Source organism: Pseudomonas sp. HN2-3, assembly GCF_020691745.1.
Classification (GTDB): domain Bacteria; phylum Pseudomonadota; class Gammaproteobacteria; order Pseudomonadales; family Pseudomonadaceae; genus Aquipseudomonas; species Aquipseudomonas capeferrum.
Window position 1 is genome coordinate 1,543,982 of record NZ_CP085704.1, and the last position, 20,776, is coordinate 1,564,757.

17 protein-coding genes and 2 pseudogenes are annotated in these 20,776 nt (G+C 63.0%); 13 read left to right on the plus strand and 6 right to left on the minus strand.

What is annotated here, in order from left to right; all coding sequences use genetic code 11:
- Positions 1–92 precede the first annotated feature (92 nt).
- Positions 93–425: pseudogene (locus tag LJX93_RS07000) on the plus strand (autotransporter outer membrane beta-barrel domain-containing protein); the annotation flags it as partial.
- Positions 426–1,058: 633 nt separating this feature from the next.
- Here the strand turns inward: LJX93_RS07000 and LJX93_RS07005 are convergent.
- From LJX93_RS07005 to LJX93_RS07020, 4 genes are all read right to left on the minus strand, one after another.
- Positions 1,059–1,784 carry a molecular chaperone gene (locus LJX93_RS07005; protein WP_227696882.1) on the minus strand — a complete coding sequence of 242 codons (726 nt, stop codon included), beginning with the start codon at positions 1,782–1,784 and terminating at the stop codon, positions 1,059–1,061.
- 66 nt (positions 1,785–1,850) lie between these two features.
- Entirely contained in the window at positions 1,851–2,390 is a 540-nt protein-coding gene (locus LJX93_RS07010; protein WP_162525133.1) for a fimbrial protein, read from the minus strand.
- A gap of 204 nt (positions 2,391–2,594) precedes the next feature.
- Entirely contained in the window at positions 2,595–3,005 is a 411-nt protein-coding gene (locus LJX93_RS07015; protein WP_047583576.1) for a PA2817 family protein, read from the minus strand.
- Between the two features lie 68 nt (positions 3,006–3,073).
- A complete protein-coding gene (locus LJX93_RS07020) occupies positions 3,074–5,521 on the minus strand; it encodes an acyl-CoA dehydrogenase (protein ID WP_047583575.1) in 2,448 nt (815 codons plus the stop codon).
- A 188-nt stretch (positions 5,522–5,709) separates the two neighbouring features.
- On the opposite strand from LJX93_RS07020, the gene LJX93_RS07025 reads away from it, so the two are divergent.
- The 3 genes from LJX93_RS07025 (at position 5,710) to LJX93_RS07035 (ending at position 8,174) form a co-directional block, all read left to right on the plus strand.
- The gene (locus LJX93_RS07025; protein WP_033700589.1) at positions 5,710–6,333 is read left to right on the plus strand and encodes a glutathione S-transferase; all 624 of its coding nucleotides are present in this window, start codon (positions 5,710–5,712) and stop codon (positions 6,331–6,333) included.
- A 132-nt stretch (positions 6,334–6,465) separates the two neighbouring features.
- Entirely contained in the window at positions 6,466–7,398 is a 933-nt protein-coding gene (locus LJX93_RS07030) for an ABC transporter ATP-binding protein (RefSeq protein ID WP_033700587.1), read from the plus strand.
- Positions 7,395–8,174, plus strand: coding sequence for an ABC transporter permease (locus LJX93_RS07035; RefSeq protein WP_033700586.1), 780 nt, complete (start codon positions 7,395–7,397; stop codon positions 8,172–8,174). Before LJX93_RS07030 ends, LJX93_RS07035 begins: the two co-directional genes overlap by 4 nt.
- Positions 8,175–8,186: 12 nt before the next feature.
- Here the strand turns inward: LJX93_RS07035 and LJX93_RS07040 are convergent.
- Positions 8,187–8,684: pseudogene (locus LJX93_RS07040) on the minus strand (DUF2062 domain-containing protein); the annotation flags it as partial.
- A 142-nt stretch (positions 8,685–8,826) separates the two neighbouring features.
- Between LJX93_RS07040 and LJX93_RS07045 the strand changes: the two are divergent.
- The 8 genes from LJX93_RS07045 to murB all read left to right on the plus strand — a co-directional run bounded on the left by LJX93_RS07045 (position 8,827) and on the right by murB (position 15,697).
- On the plus strand, positions 8,827–11,037 hold the full coding sequence (locus LJX93_RS07045) for a DNA internalization-related competence protein ComEC/Rec2 (RefSeq protein WP_227696883.1): 2,211 nt from the start codon (positions 8,827–8,829) through the stop codon (positions 11,035–11,037).
- A 113-nt stretch (positions 11,038–11,150) separates the two neighbouring features.
- Entirely contained in the window at positions 11,151–11,786 is a 636-nt protein-coding gene (locus LJX93_RS07050; RefSeq protein ID WP_047583574.1) for a MotA/TolQ/ExbB proton channel family protein, read from the plus strand.
- The gene (locus tag LJX93_RS07055; RefSeq protein WP_033700584.1) at positions 11,783–12,217 is read left to right on the plus strand and encodes an ExbD/TolR family protein; all 435 of its coding nucleotides are present in this window, start codon (positions 11,783–11,785) and stop codon (positions 12,215–12,217) included. Before LJX93_RS07050 ends, LJX93_RS07055 begins: the two co-directional genes overlap by 4 nt.
- Complete coding sequence (gene lpxK / locus LJX93_RS07060; RefSeq protein ID WP_227696884.1) at positions 12,217–13,227, plus strand: tetraacyldisaccharide 4'-kinase; 1,011 nt, start codon at positions 12,217–12,219, stop codon at positions 13,225–13,227. The genes LJX93_RS07055 and lpxK overlap by 1 nt, the downstream gene beginning before the upstream one ends.
- 43 nt (positions 13,228–13,270) lie before the next feature.
- Entirely contained in the window at positions 13,271–13,456 is a 186-nt protein-coding gene (locus tag LJX93_RS07065; RefSeq protein ID WP_003247142.1) for a Trm112 family protein, read from the plus strand.
- On the plus strand, positions 13,453–14,217 hold the full coding sequence (kdsB, locus tag LJX93_RS07070; protein WP_033700582.1) for a 3-deoxy-manno-octulosonate cytidylyltransferase: 765 nt from the start codon (positions 13,453–13,455) through the stop codon (positions 14,215–14,217). Before LJX93_RS07065 ends, kdsB begins: the two co-directional genes overlap by 4 nt.
- On the plus strand, positions 14,217–14,681 hold the full coding sequence (locus LJX93_RS07075) for a low molecular weight protein-tyrosine-phosphatase (RefSeq protein WP_047583571.1): 465 nt from the start codon (positions 14,217–14,219) through the stop codon (positions 14,679–14,681). The genes kdsB and LJX93_RS07075 overlap by 1 nt, the downstream gene beginning before the upstream one ends.
- On the plus strand, positions 14,678–15,697 hold the full coding sequence (gene murB, locus LJX93_RS07080) for a UDP-N-acetylmuramate dehydrogenase (protein WP_033700580.1): 1,020 nt from the start codon (positions 14,678–14,680) through the stop codon (positions 15,695–15,697). Before LJX93_RS07075 ends, murB begins: the two co-directional genes overlap by 4 nt.
- Positions 15,698–15,803: 106 nt before the next feature.
- On the opposite strand, the gene rne is transcribed toward murB, so the two are convergent.
- A complete protein-coding gene (gene rne, locus LJX93_RS07085; RefSeq protein WP_047583570.1) occupies positions 15,804–19,019 on the minus strand; it encodes a ribonuclease E in 3,216 nt (1,071 codons plus the stop codon).
- Between the two features lie 800 nt (positions 19,020–19,819).
- Between rne and rluC the strand changes: the two genes are divergently transcribed.
- Positions 19,820–20,776 (plus strand): 23S rRNA pseudouridine(955/2504/2580) synthase RluC, encoded by a 957-nt coding sequence (rluC, locus tag LJX93_RS07090; protein ID WP_033700578.1) that lies wholly within the window; start codon positions 19,820–19,822, stop codon positions 20,774–20,776.

Genomic DNA, 20,776 nt, shown 5'->3' on the forward strand with positions numbered 1-20,776 from the left:
GCTGGCCTGCACGTGATCGTGGAAGTCAAACTCTCATATAGGTGTAGCCATGAAGATTATTATCTACTCTGAAAAAGCCCGCTGACGCGGCTAATAGTTTGCAACTGGTGCACGCGGCTGCTGGCGATGCGCAATTTTCGTTGCGCGATGGGCCGGTCGACCTCGGCGCCTTTTCATACGACTTGGTACAGCGGGGCAACGACTGGTTCCTGGACGGCGCCAGCAAAGTGATCAGCCCGGGCACAGCGTCGGTGCTTGCCCTGTACAGCGCGGCACCAACCGTGTGGTACGGGGAGTTGAGTTCGTTGCGCAGCCGCATGGGTGAACTGCGCCTGGATGAGCGCAAGTCCGGCGGCTGGGTCAGGGCCTATGGCAACAAATACAACGTCGCACAGGCCAGCGGTATGGGCTACCAGCAGCTTGAGGTAAAAGCCAAGCCTGTGCCGCGCAGTTTCACTTGGCCATTGGTGCCCAAGGCCACGGGAACAGCAGAAACCGTCAGGCTGGCGCTGGACGGGATTGGCGCGCCGCTCGAATACCAAGGGCAGAGCAGGCGATACGAGATCCCCTTGGCCAAGGTGGTGGCCCATGCCGGCAAGATTGTCGAGGTGCGCTATCGGGTTGTAGCAAAGGAGGGCGAATTGCTTTCGGCTGTGCGTAAGGTGAACGTGCAGGCGCCACCTACCAGTGCTTATCGAAGCCCGTATGTGCAAGGCGCCGGCGTGTCGGGGACGCAAGTTTACCTCAGCAAGGTTGGCACCTGGACCGATGTGTTGATGGACCCCTGGTACCTGATGTTCCCTGAGCAAAAAGTAACAATCGAAGTATCAGGAGTCTTGCCGGGGAGCGGCGAGGTCAAGGAAACGCTGCTGGATGAGTATGAGGTCAAGGCGTCTGATTTGACCGCAGGCATCAAGACACGCCTTGATAAGGCATTCTTGCAGAGGCTCGTGGTTCCCAGTTCGTTCACGATCACGTCAAAATTGAGTTTCGATGGCGGGGAGAGTTGGCGGATGACCAGGTCGATCAATCTAAGCCTGTTCAGTTGAGCGAGTGGCCTAATGGCGCGTCACGGTTTGGCTCGTGGGGGCGCTCAAACCACCGTAATCGTTGATGATGGTGAACGTGAGCGCTATGTCCTGATTACCTGTTTGCGCCGGTAATGGAAAGTGCTGTCGCCCCATGGGGATGGCCATTGCCTTGGCGTCGAGCTGTTCGCCGTTGACCTCGAGGCGGCCGAATGTGAAATGGAAGGGGGTCGGGTTGTCCACGACCAACTGCCAAGCACCATCGAGCTGTTGAGCAGACCACTGCAGTTCGTCGAGCCGGGTTTCAGGTTTTTCCTTGAGCTGGCTTGGGCGGTAGAACAGCTTGATGCGTGTGCGCAGGGCAATGTTCAGCACGTTGCGGGCATCAGGGTCGACCTGCGGTAACTCCTGGACATTGAAGTAGAACAGCGACTCGCGATCGGTTGGCAGGTCGTTCGGCAGGACATTGATCTGTACCAACTGCTCACGGCCAGAGTCCAGGCGGAACAGTGCCGGTGAGGCGAGCAGCGGGACACTCGTGGTGGTGTCATCACTTGCCGTGTTGACCCAGACTTGAGCTGCATAGGCAGCTTTGCTGGGGTTGGCGACTACCAGCGAAGCGCTGCGCTTGTTGCTGGGCAACACGATGCGTGTGCTGTCGATGGTCAGTGCTGCCTGGGCAATGGGGGCCAGCAAGCTCAGGCATGTGGCGGCCACTGTGGCACGAAGTGCGGAGAAAAGAGGAGGCATGGACATGCGGAAAACCTGGACAGATGTGGCTTGATAGCGGTCCAGGCGCCTGTAAGCGCCTGGATTGAACATTTAGCGGATGTCGACTAGGAAATCGACGCTGGTGTCGATTCTCCCTTCAGGCACGCTATCCTCTGTAGTTTTCAGTCGGGCGGTAAAGTGCATATCGGTTGGAAGGTTTTCGTCCAGGTCATGGGCTTTGGATTCGGTCTCCGGTGGCAGCGGGGTGCTGCTCCGGTCGAGGATCTCCAAGGCTAGGTTGCTGGTGTAGCCCACACCACTTTGCAATGCGTACAGCTTGCCAGACGGGTCGGCACCGAAGCGCGGAGAGAACTTCACGAAGGCCTTCTTGGTGGGGTCGATGTTACAGGAGGCGTCAGGCGTGATGCGCAGGGAGAACGGCACCATTGCGGTGTTTTGATCCGCAGCAGTGAAGTCCCGCGAGCGGAAGTGGCCCAGATGGATAGGCTGGCTTGGGCCGCCTGGGTGTACCACTTCGATAGGGCAAGTGCCGCCAGTGGTGACGGTGCCCTGGAAATTGATAATGCCTGTATTGGCCATGGCCGCGGTGCTGGATAAGCTGATGGCTAATGCCACAAAGTGTTTTTTCACAATGATGTCCAAATGACGTGTTAAGTAAGGCCTCAAGCTGAACAACAACGATGCTCCGCTCGATGGCACGGCTGCAGAGTAGGCTGAATCAAGCACCTGATCTGTAGGAAAGTTCGCGTTGCTTGCCTGAATTTTACGACACGTCATTCGGTTTTTTACGAGCCCTGCCCGCCGCTGAAGCGAGTGGATAACAGCGCTTGGCGGTCAGTGAGTACTGCCGTGCCCTGGCTTGCTCAACAACTGCTTTTCCTGATGCCAGTCAAAGGGCTCGCCATTCTGTTCGGCTTCAAATCGATGCTCTTCCAATTGCTGGTACAGCGCCAGTTCTTCGTCTGGCATGAAGTGCAGGCAATCGCCAGCAAAGAACCACAACAGGTCGCGCGGTACCAGGTGTGCGATTTGCGGGTAGCGCTGGATTACCTGGCAGATCAGGTCTTGGCCCAGGTATTGGCTCTCCAGTGGGTCTTGTGGCAACAGCTTCAGCAGTTCGTCGAAGCGTTCGAGGAACAGGGCGTGGCTTTCTTCCGGCACCTGCTCTGCGTCACCCAGTGCAACCAGGATGGTGCGCAGGTGCTGGAGCAGTTGCAGGTGGTATTCCAGGTTGGGGTTAGCCATGGAATGGGTCCTCGGTATGGCTGAAACGGGGGGCGGAGTATACGCCGCGCCCCCTTTCGAGCGAAGGGTCAGCGCACCTTGCCCGGTTCAGCCAGCAACTGCGCCTTGTCGAATGCATCGACGTCGATCACTTTTCTGCGCGCGTTCTCGGCTTCGTGCAGACGCAGGCCTTCACCAGGCTGCAGCACTCCGGCCGCGAGGGCTGCGTCGATGGCGGACTGGCCGGCGGTTGATTGGACGTCCCCCTCCTTGATGGCTTGATGCAATGCCTTGCGCAGTGGCGCCGTGTCGTCCAGTAGATCGCTGGCTCGCTGCAGCGCTGCCACCGGGTCGCCTTCTGCCTGGGGCCTGTAGCAACCGGCCAGCAGCTCTTCCAGTGCAGGGTCACCCTTGCTGCGGCCGATCAGTTCGGCTACTTCGGCATCCAGTTCATCACTGGGGCCTGTATGACGACGGCCGAACGGAAACACCAGCACGCGCAGCGCGCAGCCCATGAAGCGGTTGGGGAAGTTGTCGAGCAGACGGTCCAGCGCATTTTCCGCCTGGCCGAGACTCTCCTCCATTGCCCAGCGCAACAGCGCTCGCATGTGCTCCGGGGAACCCAGATCGTGATAGCGCTTGAGCGCGGCAGAGGCCAGGTACAAGTAGCTCAGCACATCACCCAGGCGTGCGCTCAGGCGTTCGCGGCGCTTGAGTGCCCCGCCCAGCAGCATCATCGACAAGTCGGCCATCAGTGCAAAGGCTGCCGCCTGGCGGTTGAGGGCGCGGAAGTAGCCCTGGCTCAGGGCATCGCCCGGCACTTTTTCCAGGTGGCCCAACCCCAGTCCATACACCAAGGTGCTGGCCGCATTGCCGGCGGCGAACATGATGTGCTTCAACAGCAGTTCATCGAACTCGATCAGCGCCTGGTCACGGTCTTCGCGAGCGGCCAGTGCCATCTCCTTGAGTACGAACGGGTGGCAGCGGATGGCGCCCTGGCCAAAGATCATCAGGTTGCGCGAGAGGATATTGGCGCCTTCGACGGTGATGAAGATCGGCGCCCCTTGCCAGTTGCGCCCCAGGTAGTTGTTGGGGCCCATGATGATGCCCTTGCCGCCGTGTACGTCCATGGCGTGCTGGATGCATTCGCGGCCACGTTCGGTCAGGTGGTACTTGAGAATGGCCGACAACACCGAAGGTTTCTCGCCCAGGTCCACGGCCTTGGCCGTCAGCAAGCGGGCGCTGTCCATCAGCCAGGCGTTGCCGCCGATGCGGGCCAGCGATTCCTGGATACCTTCGAAGGCGGCCAGCGGCACGTTGAACTGTTCGCGAATATTCGCGTACTGGCCGGTCACCAGGCTGGTGTACTTGGCCGCGCCTGTGCCTACGGCTGGCAGCGAGATGGAACGGCCCACCGACAGGCAGTTCATCAGCATCATCCAGCCCTTGCCGAGCATGTCCTTGCCGCCGATGAGGAAGTCCAGGGGCACGAACACGTCCTTGCCACTGTTAGGGCCATTCATGAAGGCCGCGCCCAGTGGCAGGTGGCGCTTGCCGATTTCAACGCCAGGGGTATCGGTCGGGATCAGCGCCAGGCTGATACCGAGCTCTTCTTCTTCGCCAAGCAGATGGTCTGGGTCATAGGCCTTGAAGGCCAGGCCCAGCAGAGTAGCGACCGGGCCCAGGGTGATGTAGCGCTTCTCCCAGTTCAGGCGCAGGCCGATGACCTCTTTACCGTGCCATTGGCCTTTGCAGATGACACCCGTGTCAGGCATGGCGCCCGCATCGGAACCGGCCAGCGGGCCGGTGAGGGCGAAGCAAGGGATATCGTCACCGCGGGCCAGGCGCGGCAAGTAGTGGTTGCGCTGTTCGTCGGTACCATAATGCAGCAGGAGCTCGGCCGGGCCCAGTGAGTTGGGGACCATGACGGTGGAGGCCAGGTCGCCGCTGCGCGTGGCCAGTTTCATGGCCACCTGGGAATGGGCATGGGCAGAGAAGCCCTTGCCGCCGTACTCCTTGGGGATGATCAGGGCGAAGAAGCCATGCGTCTTGATGTGCTGCCAGGCCTCGGGCGGCAAGTCCATGTCCTGGCCGATTTGCCAGTCACTGACCATGGCGCAGAGCGCTTCGGTCGGGCCATCGATGAAGGCCTGTTCCTCTTCGGTGAGTTTCGGCGCCGGGTAGGCGAGCAGGGTGCGCCAGTCTGGGCGGCCGCTGAACAGCTCGCCATCCCACCACACGGTGCCAGCATCGATCGCTTCGCGTTCGGTTTGCGACATAGGCGGCAAGGTGCGCTGGAACCATTTGAACACAGGGCCCGTGAATACCTTGCGGCGCCAGTCAGGCAGCACCAGCAGCGCGGTTTTGGCTGCGAGTATCAGCCAGATCACCGCTAGCAGCCAGCCGGGGGCCTTGCTGAAGATACCCATCAGCAGCGTATAGATGGCGATGATGCCGAGTATCTGCAAGGGCGGCAGGCGCCGGTGCGTGAGGTACGCAGCGCCGATCACCAGAACCACCAACCACAACAGCAACATAATCACTCCTCCTTGGAACCAGGGGCTAGAGCTAACCCACAGAGCTTAGACGCAACGCTATGAACGGCATCGTCAGAACAGTGACAGGGTGTGGCAGCAGGAGTTTCAGGGCATCGTCTGTCTATGCTGGTACAGGCGGCGCAGGTCTGGAGTAGACTTCAGGCCTCTGCACTCATAAGGACGTTGCCATGCTGAAGATCTGGGGCCGCAAGAACTCGAGCAATGTGCGCAAGGCGCTGTGGATCGCCCACGAGCTGGGCCTCGACTTCGAATCCATCGATGCCGGCGGCGCTTTCGGCGTGGTCAACGAGCCGCACTACCGTGCACGCAACCCCAATGGCCTGGTGCCGATGCTCGAAGATGGCGACCTGACCCTGTGGGAGTCCAATACCATCGTGCGCTACCTCTGCGCCGAATATGGCCAAGAGCAGGGTTGGTACCTGGACGACCCGCGGCAGCGGGCCCTGGCAGACAAGTGGATGGACTGGACCACCTCGTCCTTCGCCACCCCGTTCCGCCCGTTGTTCTGGGGCCTGCTGCGCACGCCTGAAGACCAGCGCGACTGGGTGGCGATCAACGCCGCACACAAGCAGTGCGCGCAATTGCTGGCGATTGCCGATGAAACCCTGGCCAGGCAACCCTACCTTTCCGGTGACCAGATCGGCATGGGCGACATCCCACTGGGTAGCTTCATCTATGCCTGGTTCGAACTGCCCATCGAACGCCCAGCCATGTATCACCTGGAGGCCTGGTACGCGCGCCTCAAACAGCGCCCCGCCTATCAGGCAGCGGTGATGACAGCGCTGACTTGAACCTGCCTCGATAGTCACTATCAATACACATGACTGTACTTGTGCGGCCAGCCCTAGCACCATGGCCGCACTCACTGCGCCAGTGATTTGCCCTGGCGTGTCCTGACCTTTTCACTCGGTACGTGACCCGCTATGAGTTCTGCCCTGTCCATTCGACAGCTGACCAAAACCTACGGTAATGGCTTCCAGGCCCTCAAAGGCATCGATCTGGACGTCGCCGAAGGTGACTTTTTCGCCTTGCTCGGCCCCAACGGCGCCGGTAAATCCACCACCATCGGTATTCTTTCGACCCTGGTCAACAAGACCAGCGGCACGGTCAACGTGTTCGGCCACGACCTGGACCGCGAGCCTTCTGCGCTCAAGCGCTGCCTGGGCGTGGTGCCGCAGGAATTCAACTTCAACCAGTTCGAAAAGACCTTCGATATCGTCGTCACCCAGGCCGGCTATTACGGCATCCCACCCAAGCTTGCCAGGGAGCGCGCCGAGCAGTACCTGACCCAGTTGGGCCTGTGGGACAAGCGCGACGTGCAGTCGCGTTCGCTGTCGGGTGGCATGAAGCGCCGGCTGATGATTGCCCGTGCGCTGATCCATGAACCGCGCCTGCTGATTCTCGATGAGCCCACCGCTGGTGTGGACATCGAGCTGCGCCGGTCGATGTGGAGCTTCCTCACCGAGCTCAACCAGAAGGGCATCACTATCATCCTCACCACGCATTACCTGGAAGAGGCTGAGCAGCTGTGCCGTAACATCGGCATCATCGACCACGGCACCATCGTCGAGAACACCAGCATGCGCCAGCTACTGGGCAAGCTGCATGTCGAAACCTTCGTCCTCGACCTCAAGCAGGACCTGCCCGCCGCCCCTGTGCTACAGGGCTACCCGTGCCGGTTGATCACCCCGCATACCCTGGAGGTGCAGGTGGACAAGGACATCGGCATCACGGCGCTGTTCGGCCAGCTGGCGCTGCAGAACATCGAAGTGCAGAGCTTGCGCAACAAGACCAACCGACTTGAGGAGCTGTTCGTGTCCCTGGTGGAAAAAAACCTGTCGAAGGTGGCCGTATGAGTGTGGAACTGCGCACCAACTGGGTCGCCCTCAACACCATCGTCTACCGTGAAGTGCGGCGCTTCCTGCGGATCTGGCCACAGACCTTGCTGCCGCCAGCGATCACCATGGTCCTGTACTTCGTCATCTTCGGTAACCTGATCGGCCGGCAGATCGGCGACATGGGTGGTTTTACCTACATGGAGTACATCGTGCCCGGGTTGATCATGATGTCGGTCATCACCAACTCTTATGGCAATGTGGTGTCGAGTTTCTTCGGCAGCAAGTTCCAGCGCTCGATCGAAGAACTGATGGTGTCGCCGGTATCGCCGCACACCATTCTCGTCGGCTATGTGCTGGGCGGCGTATTGCGTGGGCTGGCAGTGGGGGTGATCGTCACGATCCTGTCGATGTTCTTTACTCACCTGCAGGTGCATCACCTTGGCGTCACTGTCGTCGTGGTGCTGCTGACGGCCACGATTTTCTCGTTGCTCGGCTTCGTCAACGCGGTGTTCGCACGTAACTTCGATGACATCTCGATCATCCCCACTTTCGTGCTGACGCCGCTGACGTACCTGGGCGGGGTGTTCTATTCGATCAATCTGCTGCCGCCGTTCTGGCAGGCCGTGTCAATGGCCAACCCGGTGCTGCACATGGTCAACTCGTTCCGCTACGGCATCCTAGGGGTGTCGGATATCAGCATTGGCACGGCGATCACCTTCATGCTGGTCGCCACTGCGGTGCTCTACACCCTCTGCATTCGCCTGCTGGTCAGCGGCCGCGGCATGCGTGCATGAGCATTTGAGCTTGCGCCGGCGCCACTGCCGGCCAACCCACCAGCGCCAGTACAGCATGGTGGTGAAGTAGGCGAGGATGCCCAGCACCACGCCGCACACCACCGAGCCCAGCAGGAAGGGTTGCCACACGGTCGACAGCTGGTCGGTGATCCATTCGAAGGTCAGTTCGTCGGGCAGTGTGCGCGGCGGGATCTGCAACAGCCAGGCGCCGGTCATGTAGGTGATGAAGAACACCGGTGGCATGGTCAGCGGGTTGGTCAGCCATACCAGGCTGACGGCGATTGGCAGGTTGCCACGTACCGGGATCGCCAGCGCAGCGGCCAGCAGCATCTGCATGGGGATGGGGATCAGCGCTGCGAACAGCCCCACGCCCATGGCCCGAGCCACCGAGTGCCGGTTCAGGTGCCAGAGGTTCGGGTCGTGCAGCAATTTGCCGAAAAAGCGTAAGGACTTGTGTTCCCGAATGCTGGTCGGATCCGGCATGTAGCGTTTGAAAAGACGGCGCGGCATGTAGGCTCCCGGGGCGTTTATCGGGGCAGTATGCCTTGAATCCCTAACCGCCTCGTTTAGAGTTTGTGACAATTGTTGAGCAAGGTTTGCCAGCATTTGCGCTATGCCTCAGAAGGTCATTTCGCTTCTGGGGCTCTACCTTATGCGCACAGGGATGTTTGCGCTCGCACTCGGGCTGCTTTGCCTGGGTTTTCTTCCCGTATTGCCATCGGTCGGATGGCTGCTTGTACTGTTGCTCGGCGCCGTCGCCAGCCTGTTCACCCGGTTGTGGCCATTGGGCTGCTTTGTGCTGGGGCTGTGCTGGGCGTGCTGGTCGGCCCAGCTCGCGCTGGACGATCGGCTCGCGCCTGGGCTTGATGGCCGCACAGTGTGGCTGGAGGGCAGGGTAGCCGGCCTGCCGAGCCGCACTGCGCAAGGTGTGCGGTTCGAGCTGGAGCAGGCCGCTTCGCGGCGTGGCGCATTGCCACGGCGCTTGCAGCTGAGCTGGTACGACGGGCCGCCACTCAGGGCGGGCGAGCATTGGCGTTTGGCGGTGACCTTGCAGCGCCCTGCCGGGCTGCTGAACCCGCACGGGCCTGATCGCGAAGCACAGTTGCTGGCCCGGCGGATTGGCGCCACTGGCACGGTCAAGGCTGGGCAGGTGTTGAGCGCAGTGGCCGGTGGCTGGCGGGACGAACTGCGCCAACGCCTGCTGGCGGTCGATGCCAACGGCCGGCAGGCGGCGCTGGTGGCGTTGGTGCTTGGGGATGGCGGGGGCCTGGCCCGCGAGGATTGGCAGACGTTGCAGGCCACGGGTACGGTCCACCTGCTGGTGATCTCTGGGCAGCATATCGGCCTGGTCGCGGGCCTGCTGTATGGCTTGGTCGCCGGGCTGGCGCGGTGGGGGCTTTGGCCCGCACGGCTGCCCTGGTTGCCCTGGGCGTGTGGCTTGGCCATGGCGGCAGCACTGGCCTATGGCTGGCTGGCCGGCGCTGGCGTACCGGTACAGCGCGCCTGCCTGATGCTGGCCGTGGTGCTGCTCTGGCGCCTGCGTTTTCGCCACCTCGGCGCCATGCTGCCGTTGCTGCTGGCGCTGGTCGCGGTGCTGCTGGTTGAACCGTTGGCGGGGCTGTTGCCTGGGCTCTGGCTGTCGTTTTCTGCTGTGGCCATTCTTATCTATTGCTTCGGCGCCCGGTTGGGCGGCTGGCGGCCCTGGCAGGCCTGGACGCGGGCGCAATGGGTGATCGCTATCGGTTTGCTGCCGGTGCTGCTGGCCACTGGTTTGCCGGTGAGCCTGAGCGCGCCGCTGGCCAACCTGCTGGCGGTGCCGTGGGTCAGCCTGGCGGTTTTGCCGTTGGCGTTGCTGGGTACGTTGCTTTTGCCCCTGCCGGGCTTCGGGGAGGCGCTGTTGTGGCTGGCTGGTGGCTTACTGGATGTGCTGTTCAGGGTGTTGGCCGTGGTAGCGGGCTGGCGGCCAGCCTGGGTGCCGCCGGCTCTGCCGCTGTGGGCCTGGGCGTTGGTTGGCGTGGCCGCGCTGTTGGTGTTGTTGCCCCGTGGCGTGCCCATGCGCGGGTTGGGTGGGGTCATGCTGCTGGCCCTGTGGGTACCCAGAGAGCCGGTGGCGGCAGGGCAGGTGGAAGTCTGGCAGTTGGATGTCGGCCAGGGGCTGGCGGTACTGCTGCGTACCCGTCATCACAGCCTGCTCTACGATGCCGGGCCGGCCAAGGGTGAGTACGACCTGGGCGAGCGGGTGGTGCTGCCAACCCTGCGCAAGTTGGGGGTGGGCAGCCTTGACCTGATGTTGATCAGCCACGCCCACGCCGACCATGCGGGCGGTGCTGGGGCTATCCACCGTGGGCTGCCGGTCAGGCGGATGCTGGGTGGCGAGGCGCTGGAGGGCCTGGCGCTGCAACCATGTGTCAGTGGGGAGCAATGGGAATGGGATGGCGTGCGCTTTTCGCTATGGCGTTGGGCTGAAGGGCAGAGCAGCAATGACCGCTCTTGTGTGCTGCTGGTCGAGGCGCAGGGGGAGCGGCTGCTGTTGGCGGGGGATATGGAGGCGGGTGCCGAACGGTCATGGCTGGCGGCCCACGGGGCGACACGTATCGATTGGTTGCAGTCACCGCACCATGGCAGCCGTAGTTCGTCCACCGAGGCGTTTATCCGCGCTACGGCGCCGCGCGGGGTACTGATTTCGCGGGGGCGTAACAACAGTTTTGGTCATCCACATGCGCAAGTGGTCGAACGTTATCGGCGGCATGGGCTGGCGATTCATGATACGGCGGTGGAAGGCGCGTTGCGGTTGGTGTTGGGGGCGCAGGGGGCGGTGGAAGGTGTGCGCGGGCAGCGGCGGTTTTGGCGGGGTGGGGAATGAGTCCCTGAAGCGCTACCGCTGAAAACCCGGCAGCCAATTCCCTGACCTTCGGCAGATGAGCCCCCTGCGCTCCTATGATAGAGTGGCGGCCTTTTTCCGAAGGGGCGTTTACTGTGTGGGAATTGGTCAAGTCCGGTGGTTGGATGATGCTGCCGATCATTCTGAGTTCCATCGTTGCCATGGCTATCGTCGTCGAGCGCCTGTGGACCCTGCGCGCCAGCCGCGTGACCCCGCCACACCTGCTGGGCCAGGTCTGGATATGGATCAAGGACAAGCAACTCACCAGTGACAAGCTCAAGGCCCTGCGCGCCGATTCGCCGTTGGGCGAAATCCTCGCTGCGGGCCTGGCCAACTCACGCCATGGTCGCGAGATCATGAAAGAGTGCATCGAGGAGGCCGCGTCGCGCGTCATCCACGACCTTGAGCGCTACATCAGCACCCTCGGCACCATTGCCGCGATGGCCCCGCTGCTGGGCTTGCTGGGCACCGTATTGGGCATGATCGACATCTTCAGCGCCTTCATGGGCTCGCAGATGACTGCCAATGCCGCTGTGCTGGCCGGCGGTATCTCCAAGGCACTGGTCACCACCGCAGCGGGCTTGATGATCGGTATCCCGGCGGTGTTCTTCCACCGCTTCCTGCTGCGCCGCATCGATGAGCTGGTAGTCGGTATGGAGCAAGAGGCGATCAAGCTGGTGGAAGTGATCCAGGGCGACCGCGAAGTCGAAGTGGCCGGAGGCAAGGCGTGAAGTTTCGGCGCAATCGCCAGCGGGAGAACGTCGACATCAACCTGGCGTCGTTGATCGACGTGGTGTTCGTCCTGCTGCTGTTCTTCGTGGTCACCACCACCTTCACCCGCGAGACCCAGCTGCGCGTCGAGCTGCCCGAGGCCGCCAGTGCCGAGCAGCCGCCGGCCGATGAGGGCAAGCGGGTGGAGATCACCATCAGCGCCGAGGGCGTGTATTCGGTGAACAACAACCTGCTGCCCAAGAGCGACCTGGCCACCTTGAGCGAGGCCATCGAGCAGGCGGCGGGCGGTGATCACAGCTTGCCACTGGCGATCAGCGCCGATGGCAAGACCCCGCACCAGGCCGTGGTTACCGCGATGGATGCGGCCGGCAAGCTCGGCTTCAGCCAGTTGCGCATGACCACCGTCGAGGCCGCCCAGGGGACGCCTTGATGGCCTTCGCCGACCGATTGCTCGCTGCCTGGTACGCCGGGCATCCGGCCCTGGCGCTGCTGCGCCCGCTCGAAGCCCTGTACCGCCGTGTGGTGATGCGCAAGCGTGCGCGTTTTCTCAGGGGTGAAAGCGTCAGCTACCGAGCCCCGGTGCCGGTCATCGTGGTGGGCAATATCACTGTGGGCGGTACTGGCAAGACGCCGATGATCCTCTGGCTGATCGAGCATTGCCGAAAGCAGGGGCTCAAGGTCGGGGTGGTCAGCCGCGGTTATGGCGCCAAGCCCATGCATCTGCCCTGGCGCGTCGAGGCCGATCAGCGCGCCGAACAGGCCGGTGATGAACCGCTGTTGATCGTGCGGCGCACCGGCGTGCCGCTGATGATCGACCCTGATCGGTCCCGCGCCGTACAGGCGCTGCTGGCCAGCGAGCCGCTTGACCTGATCCTGTGCGATGACGGCATGCAGCACTACCGCCTGGCGCGCGACCTTGAGCTGGTGCTGATTGATGCCGCACGTGGCCTTGGCAATGGGCGTTGCCTGCCGGCCGGGCCACTGCGTGAACCGGTCGAACGCCTGCAAGAGGCCGATGCGGTGCTGTTCAACGGTGCCAGCGCTGATTCGCAGGCAGGTTTTTCCTTCCGCTTGCAGCCGTCCGCGCTGGTCAATGTGCGCAGCGGCGAACGTCTCGGCCTTGATCTGTTCCCGGCAGGCCAGCGCCTGCATGCGGTGGCGGGTATCGGTAACCCGCAACGTTTCTTCAATACCCTGCTGGGGCTAAACTGGCAGCCGGTGCCGCACCCTTTTGCCGACCACGCACAATTCAGCGCCGACCGCCTGTCGTTCACACCGCCATTGCCGCTGGTGATGACCGAGAAGGACGCGGTCAAATGCCGTGCCTTCGCTGCCAACGACTGGTGGTACCTGGCCGTCGAGGCGCAGCCGTCGCCGGCGTTCAGCGCCTGGTTCGACAGCCAGCTGCGACGCTTGCTGCCCGGGCACCGTAAGCCCTGAGCCCCTATTCAATTGCCGGCCACCTGGCCTCAAGGAAGCTTCCATGGACACCAAACTGCTCGATATCCTGGCCTGCCCGATCACCAAAGGCCCGCTCAAGCTCAGCGCCGACAAGACCGAGCTGATCAGCAAGGGCGCGGGCCTGGCCTACCCGATCCGCGACGGCATCCCGGTGATGCTGGAAAGCGAAGCGCGTACCCTGACCGACGACGAGCGTCTGGACAAATGAGCCTGGACTACACCGTGGTGATTCCCGCCCGCCTGCGCTCCACGCGCCTGCCGGGCAAGCCGCTGTTAATGATCGCCGGCAAGCCGATGATCCAGCACGTGTGGGAACAGGCACGTAAAAGTGCTGCCAGCCGTGTAGTCATCGCCACCGACGATGCCAGTATCGTCGAGGCCTGCCAGGCGTTTGGCGCCGAAGTGCTGCTGACCCGCGCCGACCATGAGTCCGGCACCGATCGCCTGGCCGAAGTGGCGGCGCGTCTCGGCCTGCCTGCCGACGCCATCGTGGTCAACGTGCAGGGCGACGAGCCGCTGATCCCGCCGGTGATCATCGACCAGGTGGCGGCGAACCTCGCGGCCCACCCGGAAGCCGGCATCGCCACCCTGGCCGAGCCGATCCACGAGCCGCAGGCCGTGTTCAACCCCAATGCGGTCAAGGTCGTCAGCGACAAGAACGGCCTGGCCTTGAGTTTCAGCCGTGCGCCGCTGCCCTGGGCGCGTGATGCCTTCGCCAAAGGCCGCGACCAACTGCCCGAAGGTGTGCCCTACCGCCGTCACATCGGCATGTATGCCTACCGCGTGGGCTTTTTGCAGGACTTCGTTGGCTGGGGCCCGTGCTGGCTTGAGCAGACCGAGGCGCTGGAGCAGTTGCGCGCCCTGTGGCATGGCGTGCGCATTCATGTCGAAGACGCCATCGAGGCGCCCGCCGTGGGTGTCGACACCCCTGAAGACCTGGAGCGCGTAAGGCGCCTGCTGGAGGCTTGATGCGCGTCCTGTTCGTTTGCCTGGGCAACATCTGCCGCTCGCCCACCGCCGAGGGCGTGCTGCGTCATCAGTTGCAGGCCGCAGGGCTTGCCGAGCAGGTGCACGTGGCGTCGGCTGGTACCGGTGACTGGCACGTCGGCAAGGCCCCTGACGGCCGTACCTGCAAGGCCGCGCTGGCCCGCGGGTATGACCTTTCGCAGCAACGCGCCCAGCAGGTGAGCGTGGCGCACTTTGCCGAGTACGACCTGATCCTGGCCATGGACGAGAGCAACCTGAACCACTTGCGTGCCCTGCGCCCGCATTCGGCGTCAGGTGAGCTCGACCTTTTCCTGCGCCGCTATGGCGCGGAGCTGGATGAGGTGCCAGACCCGTACTACGGTGGCGCCGCCGGTTTCGAGCAGGTGCTGGACCTGATCGAGGTGGCGTGCCAGGCATTGGTGGTGGAAATCAAGGGGCGGTTATGACAGCGCTGTGGCAGGAGCAGGTTTCGCTCAAGCCTTTCAATACCTTCGGCATTGACGTCAAGGCCCGGCATTTCAGCCAGGTGCATGATGATGACGAGGTGCGCGAAGCGCTGGCCCAGGCGCAGCAGCGCGGGCTGCCGGTGCTGGTCATCGGCGGTGGCAGCAACCTGCTGTTGACCGGTGATATCGATGCGCTGGTGCTGCACATGGCCAGCCGTGGCCGCCGCGTGCTGAGTGATGATGGCGAGCGCGTGGTGGTTGAAGCCGAGGCGGGTGAACCCTGGCATCCGTTCGTGCAGTGGACGCTGGCGCAAGGTTTTTGCGGGCTGGAAAACCTCAGCCTGATCCCGGGCACCGTGGGCGCAGCACCGATGCAGAACGTGGGCGCCTATGGCGTCGAGATCAAGCATGTGTTCGCCGGCTTGACCGCGCTGGATCGTCAGACCGGTGAGTTGCGTGACTTTGGTCTGGAGGAGTGCGCCTTTGGCTATCGTGACAGCCTGTTCAAGCGTAACCCTGGCCGCTGGTTGATCTTGCGGGTGCGCTTTGCACTGAGCCATACGCTGCAGGCTCACCTGGATTATGGGCCGGTGCGCCAGCGCTTGGTGGAGCAGGGCGTTGAGCAGCCCAGCGCGCAGGCGATCAGCGACGCTATCTGCAGCATTCGCCGGGAGAAGTTGCCGGACCCGGCCGAATTGGGCAATGCCGGGAGTTTTTTCAAGAACCCGGTGGTCTCTGCTGAGCTTGTCGAGGGTATTCGTGGGCGTTTCCCGGGCGTTGTGGCTTACCTTCAGGCTGATGGCCAGGTGAAGTTGGCGGCGGGGTGGCTGATCGAGCAGGCGGGCTGGAAGGGGTATCGCGATGGCGATGCGGGCGTCCATCGGCTGCAGTCGTTGGTGCTGGTCAACTATGGCCAGGCGAGCGGGGCGCAGTTGCATGACTTGGCGCGGCGCATCCAGGCGGACATCCGCGAGCGGTTCGGGGTTGAGCTCGAGATGGAGCCTAATCTGTACTGATTGTTTGGCGCGGGCCGTTCCTGCGGCCGCGCAACCACCAGGCCACTAGGCAAGAAAAAGCCCCGCCAGTTCGCACTGGCGGGGCTTTTTCATTCAGCCGTTGGCATCAACCGTGATGAGGCTTGTGCTCATCAGCGGTTTCCAGGGCCGGCTCTGCAGCTTCCTGCGCGGCCTTGGCAGCAGCTTCAGCTTCACGCTTGCGGCGACGCACTTCACGTGGGTCGTTCGGCGCGCGGCCGTTGGCCAGCATGACGGTAGCAGCTTCAACCACGGCAGGTGCTTCGACCGGTGCAGGCTCGACAACAACTGGCGCTGGCTCCACGACCACTTCGGGTTGCGCTTCGACAACCACGGCAGCCTGCTCGGCAACCACGGCTTCTTCAACGGCTACCGGCGCCTGCTCGATTTCGCCGGCTTCAACTGCTGGCGCTTCGACTGGGGCTTCGACAGGCGCTTCGGCAACGACCACCGCTTCAGCGGCAGGGGCCGCTTCGACGACTGGCTGCGGCGTCACTTCGACCACGGGCTCGGCGCTGGCCTCGACCACGGCGACAGGCTCGCTGAAAGGCTGCTCGACCACTGGGGCAACAGCAACTTCCTCGGCCTGTGTAACAGCTTCGGCCTGCTCGGACGGTTTTGCCGCTTCGCTGTTGTCGGTTTCGACGACTTCGGCGGTGGCGCGCTCGGCCTGCTGGTTGGCTTGCGCTTCGGCATCGGCGCTGATGTTGCTGCTGGCAACAGCTGCGGTGACGGCCAGGCCGGCAGCCAGTTCGGCACCCAGCTCGGTGGCCTGGTGCTGTTGTGGCTGCTCTTCGCTGCCTTCGTCTTCGCTGCCTTCGATCAGCTCACCGTTGGCATTGCGCTGACGCTCGCGACGGTTGCTGCGACGACGCTGGCCGCGGGAACGGCGACGTGGACGCTCGCCATCTGCGCCTTCCTGCTCGTCCTGCAGCAGTTCATCGTTCGGCAGTTGCTCTTCGGCAAGCTCAGCAGCCTGCTCGGCCGCTTCTTCGGTGGCACGTGGCTGGCGCTCTTCACGCGGCGGGCGTGGGGCACGCTCTTCGCGTGGGGCGCGTTCTTCACGAGGGGCACGCTCTTCACGCGGTGCACGTTCTTCGCGAGGTGCACGCTCCTCACGCGGTGCGCGTTCCTCACGAGGGGCACGTTCTTCACGCGGTGCACGTTCCTCACGTGGTGCACGTTCTTCACGGGCTACACGCTCTTCACGTGGCTGACGCTCTTCGCGTGCAACCGGTGCCGGCATGGCCTCCAGTGGCTCGCGCAATTCGCGTACCGGGCGCTCTTCGCGGTTGCCACGACGGTCTTCGCGTGGCTGGCGTGGTTGGCGCTCTTCGCGAGGTGCGCGTTCTTCACGCGGGGCACGTTCTTCACGTGGCGCGCGTTCTTCGCGAGGCTGGCGCTCTTCACGCGGGGCGCGCTCGGCACGCTCTTCGCGTGGTTTGCGCTCTTCGTCGCGGCGGCCATTGCGGTTGCGGCTCTGCTGGCGGCCGTTACGGCGTTCTTCGTTGCGTGGCGTGCGATCAGCGGCTGGCTTTTCGGCCGTGACGGCCGGTGCGGCGACCGGTTCGTCCTTGCCGGCGAACAGGCTGACCAGCGACTTGACCAGGCCTTTGAACAGGCTCGGCTCTGGGGCGCTTGGCGCTGGGGCTACCGGTGCGGCGGGCTGCTGAGGCTCTTCGACAGCGCTCGGCACCGGCGCACTGGTGCGGGCCGGGGCGGTCTTGACCGCAGCCTCCTGGCGAACCAGGGTGCGCGTGGCGGCGGGTACCGGCGTCGCTTCTTCGGTCTCGGTGGCGGCGATCTCGTAGCTGGACTGGTTGTTCAGCACTTCCGGGTTGTCATCGCGCAGGCGCTGGACTTCGAAGTGCGGGGTTTCCAGGTGATCGTTCGGCAGGATGATGATGCGTGCGCGGGTGCGCAGTTCGATCTTGGTGATCGAGTTGCGTTTCTCGTTGAGCAGGAACGCGGCGACCGGGATCGGCACCTGGGCGCGCACTTCGGCGGTGCGGTCTTTCAGGGCTTCTTCTTCGATCAGGCGCAGAATGGCCAGCGACAGCGATTCGACGTCACGGATGATGCCGGTGCCCGAGCAGCGTGGGCAGACGATGCCGCTGCTTTCGCCCAGCGATGGGCGCAGGCGCTGACGGGACATTTCCAGCAGGCCGAAGCGCGAGATGCGACCCACTTGCACGCGGGCACGGTCGGCTTCGAGGCATTCACGCACACGCTCTTCAACGGCGCGCTGGTTCTTGGCCGGGGTCATGTCGATGAAGTCGATGACGATCAGGCCGCCGATGTCGCGCAGACGCAGTTGGCGGGCGATTTCCTCGGCCGCTTCCAGGTTGGTCTGCAGGGCGGTTTCCTCGATGTCGCTGCCTTTGGTGGCGCGCGCCGAGTTGATGTCGATGGAGACCAGGGCCTCGGTCGGGTCGATCACGATCGAGCCGCCGGACGGCAGGTCGACGACACGCTGGAAGGCGGTTTCGATCTGGCTTTCGATCTGGAAGCGGTTGAACAGTGGCACGCTGTCTTCGTACAGCTTGACCTTGCTGGCGTACTGCGGCATCACCTGGCGGATGAAGGTCAGGGCTTCTTCCTGGGCGTCGATGCTGTCGATCAGCACTTCGCCGATGTCCTGACGCAGGTAGTCGCGGATGGCGCGGATGATGACGTTGCTTTCCTGGTAGATCAGGAACGGCGCAGCGCGGTCAAGGGAGGCTTCCTTGATGGCGGTCCACAGCTGCAGCAGGTAGTCGAGGTCCCACTGCATTTCTTCGCTGCTGCGGCCAAGGCCGGCAGTGCGCACGATCAGGCCCATGTCGCCCGGCACGGTCAGGCCGTTCAGGGCTTCGCGCAGTTCGTTGCGCTCTTCGCCTTCGATGCGGCGGGAGATGCCGCCAGCGCGTGGGTTGTTGGGCATCAGCACCAGGTAGCGACCGGCCAGGCTGATGAAGGTGGTGAGGGCGGCGCCTTTGTTGCCGCGCTCTTCCTTCTCGACCTGGACGATGACTTCCTGGCCTTCGCTGAGGACGTCTTTGATGTTGACGCGGCCTTCGGGGGACTTCTTGAAGTACTCGCGGGAGATTTCTTTCAGCGGCAGGAAGCCGTGACGTTCGGAACCGAAGTCGACGAAGGCGGCTTCGAGGCTAGGTTCGATGCGGGTGATCTTGCCTTTGTAGATGTTGGCCTTTTTCTGCTCACGCGCGCCGGACTCGATGTCCAGGTCGTAGAGGCGTTGGCCGTCCACCAGGGCTACACGCAACTCTTCGGGTTGAGTTGCGTTAATCAGCATTCTTTTCATGTTGTACCGTCGGTTTCCGGGCTGCCGGAAACGGCGTTCGGCACACACGACGTCTCATGGTCGGTGCCAAGGTGCGCAAAGGGTGGCGGGCCACCCCCGTGTCGAGCGACGTTCGGCACCAGCCGGTTGCCCAGCCTGCCGTTGTCACGACGACGCGTCCTGTTTGCTGCGGTGCCTACCAGGCCCTTGTGGCTTTCGAATAGGTATCCGAATCAACCCAGCGGGCCAAGTGCACTCAGTCAGGAGGAGGAATCAACCTTCAGCCGTGGACGCCCGGAGGCATCTGTTTCAGGACCTTATCCGCTCGCCGGCCATTTCAGTGGGCCGGTGGCCGGACGCGGTGCTACACGGTCCGAGGGCTGTGCATCTCCACCCTGCACGTATCCCTGATAATTCGGGTGCTGCCGCGCGCTGAATCCGCAACGGGTTGCATTTTTCGCCAGCGCAGGTTGAGCGCTGGCGCCATTCATGTCCAAGGCAGGTATTTCCGAAGCATTCGCCGTGCGTTGCGTGCAAACGTCGGGGCGGGCAGAGGTGCAGCGAAAAGAAGCGGGTAAGCAGGTGAAACACCGCACTTGTCGTTTTTTTTCAGTCTTCTCTACACAGCGCTGGTGGCGATTCCAGGCAATTCGGTAAACTGGCGAAAACCCCGTAGGACGGCCTCGCGTCCTGGAGAATTGCGAAGGTCAGGGACCGGCGAAGAGCCTGGTGCCGCTGGCCTGCCGCTTTTGGCGGCGTTCGCGACTATAGCAGCAATGATTAAGTGCTTCAATTCCATAAAAAATTGTTATGATCCCTTGATGACGACCAATACCCCTCCGACTTCCGGCGTTCAGCTGATCGAAGTCGCGCCGGAGCTTGCCGGCCAACGCATCGACAATTTCCTCATCACGGCGCTCAAGGGCGTGCCCAAGACCTTGGTTTACCGCATCCTGCGCAAGGGTGAGGTGCGGGTCAACAAAGGGCGCGTCAAGCCTGAATACAAAATTCAGGCTGGCGATATCGTACGGGTACCGCCCGTCCGCTTGCCTGAGCGTGATGCACCTGCGCCCGTAGCCCAGGGGCTGCTGCAGCGCCTTGAAGCGGCGATTGTCTACGAAGACAAGGCGCTCATCGTGATGAACAAGCCGGCGGGTATCGCCGTGCATGGCGGCAGTGGCCTGAGTTTCGGGGTGATCGAGGCGTTGCGTCAGCTGCGTCCGGATGCCAAGGAGCTTGAGCTGGTGCATCGCCTGGACCGCGACACGTCCGGCCTGCTTATGATCGCCAAGAAGCGCAGCATGCTGCGCCACCTGCATGCCGCCCTGCGCGGCGACGGTGTCGACAAGCGCTACATGGCGTTGGTGCGTGGCCACTGGCCGACCGCGAAGAAGCAGGTCAATGCGCCGTTGCTCAAAAGCAACCTGCGCTCTGGCGAGCGTATGGTCGAGGTCAACGAGGAGGGCAAGGAGGCGCTGACCCTGTTCCGCGTGCTGCGCCGTTTCGGTGAGTTCGCCACCATTGTCGAAGCGCGTCCGATCACCGGCCGTACCCACCAGATCCGCGTGCACACCTTGCATGCCGGGCACATGATCGCCGGCGACAGCAAGTACGGCGACGAAGACTTCAGTCGCGAGATTCGTGAGCTGGGTGGCAAGCGCCTGTTCCTGCATGCCTATGCCCTGACCGTGCCACTGCCTGACGGTGGCGAGCTCAAGCTGGAGGCGCCGGTGGATGAAGTGTGGGCCAAGACTGTAGAGCGTTTGAGTGCGTCCTGA

Bases quoted from the DNA above. Each gene is read 5' to 3' on its own strand.
- LJX93_RS07005 (WP_227696882.1), bottom strand. From the start codon at position 1,784: ATGTCCATGCCTCCTCTTTTCTCCGCACTTCGTGCCACAGTGGCCGCC.
- rne (WP_047583570.1), bottom strand. From the start codon at position 19,019: ATGAAAAGAATGCTGATTAACGCAACTCAACCCGAAGAGTTGCGTGTA.
- LJX93_RS07030 (WP_033700587.1), top strand. From the start codon at position 6,466: ATGAGTTCTGCCCTGTCCATTCGACAGCTGACCAAAACCTACGGTAAT.
- lpxK (WP_227696884.1), top strand. From the start codon at position 12,217: ATGGCCTTCGCCGACCGATTGCTCGCTGCCTGGTACGCCGGGCATCCG.
- rluC (WP_033700578.1), top strand. From the start codon at position 19,820: ATGACGACCAATACCCCTCCGACTTCCGGCGTTCAGCTGATCGAAGTC.
- kdsB (WP_033700582.1), top strand. From the start codon at position 13,453: ATGAGCCTGGACTACACCGTGGTGATTCCCGCCCGCCTGCGCTCCACG.
- murB (WP_033700580.1), top strand. From the start codon at position 14,678: ATGACAGCGCTGTGGCAGGAGCAGGTTTCGCTCAAGCCTTTCAATACC.
- LJX93_RS07025 (WP_033700589.1), top strand. From the start codon at position 5,710: ATGCTGAAGATCTGGGGCCGCAAGAACTCGAGCAATGTGCGCAAGGCG.
- LJX93_RS07075 (WP_047583571.1), top strand. From the start codon at position 14,217: ATGCGCGTCCTGTTCGTTTGCCTGGGCAACATCTGCCGCTCGCCCACC.
- LJX93_RS07035 (WP_033700586.1), top strand. From the start codon at position 7,395: ATGAGTGTGGAACTGCGCACCAACTGGGTCGCCCTCAACACCATCGTC.
- LJX93_RS07020 (WP_047583575.1), bottom strand. From the start codon at position 5,521: ATGTTGCTGTTGTGGTTGGTGGTTCTGGTGATCGGCGCTGCGTACCTC.
- LJX93_RS07065 (WP_003247142.1), top strand. From the start codon at position 13,271: ATGGACACCAAACTGCTCGATATCCTGGCCTGCCCGATCACCAAAGGC.
- LJX93_RS07045 (WP_227696883.1), top strand. From the start codon at position 8,827: ATGCGCACAGGGATGTTTGCGCTCGCACTCGGGCTGCTTTGCCTGGGT.
- LJX93_RS07015 (WP_047583576.1), bottom strand. From the start codon at position 3,005: ATGGCTAACCCCAACCTGGAATACCACCTGCAACTGCTCCAGCACCTG.